Here is a 1,538-nt window from a genome sequence, read left to right on the forward strand (position 1 = left end):
AAGAACACCAGCGCCAGCCCCAGTAGCTGTATGGCCACGAAAGGCGCCACGCCCTTGTAGATGTCGACGGTGGTGATGCCCGGCGGACAGACCCCCTTGATGTAGAACAGTGCGAAGCCCACCGGTGGCGTCAAAAACGAGGTCTGCAGGCAGATGGCGAAGAGGATGGCGAACCACACCGGGTCGACGCCCAGGCTGAAGACCACCGGGGCCACCAGCGGCAGGATGATCAGCGTGATTTCCACCCAGTCGAGGAAGAAGCCGAGCAGGAACACCACCAGCATCACCGTCAGCACCACCCCGGCGGGGCCGAACGGCAGCCCGGTGATGGCGGCGCGGATCACGTCATCGCCGCCCAGCCCGCGCAGCACCACGGCGAAGATGGTGGCGCCGACGAAGATCCCGAAGATGAAGGCCGTGGTACGGGTGGTCTGGTAGAGCGCCTTGGAGACGATATCGAAGTTCAGCCGGCGATTGAACAGCGCCAGCAGCATGGCCCCCAGGGCGCCTACTGCCGAGGCTTCAGTGGTGGTGGCGAAGCCGGTGAAAATCGAGCCGAGCACCGCCACGATCAGCGCCAGGGGCGGCAGCACGGCGATCAGCACCTCAAACAGCGCACGGAGATCGAGTGGCTTTCGATTCGCCGGCGCCGGCGCCAGGTCCTTCTTGATATAGGCGGCGATCAGGATAAAGGCGATGTACATCACCCCCAGCATGATGCCGGGAATCAGCGCGCCCATGAACAGCCGGCCCACCGAGGCCTCCGAGGTGCCCAGGCGATCCGCCATCAGCACCAGCATGATGCTCGGCGGCACCAGGATACCCAGGGTGCCCACCGAACAAGCGGTGCCCACGGCCAGCGACTTGTTGTACTTCGCCTGCAGCATGGGGCCGATGGAGAGCATGCCGAGCAGCACCACCGAGGCACCGACGATGCCGGTGGAGGCGGCCAGCAGCACGCCGACGATCACCACCGTCACCGCATAGCCGCCGCGCAGGCCGCCGAGCACGCGCACCAGGGAATTCATCAACCGCTCGGCGATGCCGGAACGGTCGAGCATGATGCCCATGAAGATGAACAGCGGCAGCGCCACCATCAACTCATTGGCGACGATGCCGTAGAGCCGGCGGTCGAGCACGCCGATGGTACCGCCCCAGGAGAACCACAGATCGGCGCCCATGTGCTCGACCAGCACATGACCGATGATGGCGAACAGGAAACCGATGCCGGCCAGCGCCCAGGCCACGGGGAAGCCGATCAGCAGCAACCCCATGAAACCGGCGAACATGCCGATGACGAGATATTCTTCGAGACCCATGATGATCCCCGTTAGCGAAAGTCGGTCGGGCGACGCAGGTGCAGCTCCCGAGGAAAGCGAAAGAGGTAGGTGCAGCAGCGCAGCGCCCGCGACGAGAGCGCGATGGCGATCAGCGCCATGCCGATGGGCAGCGTGCTCTTGATGATGAAGCGATAGGGCAGGCCACTGGGTGCCTGGGAGCGCTCGCCCCGGGTAAAGGAGCGGTGGGCGTATTCGATA

General features: G+C 64.8%; 1 protein-coding gene and 1 pseudogene. Both read right to left on the bottom strand.

What is annotated here, in order from left to right:
* A partial coding sequence (locus DU490_RS16910) for a TRAP transporter large permease subunit (RefSeq protein WP_114575382.1) occupies window positions 1-1,319 on the bottom strand: 1,319 nt, incomplete at its 3' end.
* An 11-nt stretch (window positions 1,320-1,330) separates the two neighbouring features.
* Window positions 1,331-1,538 (bottom strand): annotated as a pseudogene (locus DU490_RS16915) (C4-dicarboxylate ABC transporter permease); the annotation flags it as partial.

Origin of the sequence: Halomonas sp. DQ26W (assembly GCF_003339685.1) — a bacterium.
In the GTDB taxonomy this organism is placed as follows: domain Bacteria; phylum Pseudomonadota; class Gammaproteobacteria; order Pseudomonadales; family Halomonadaceae; genus Halomonas.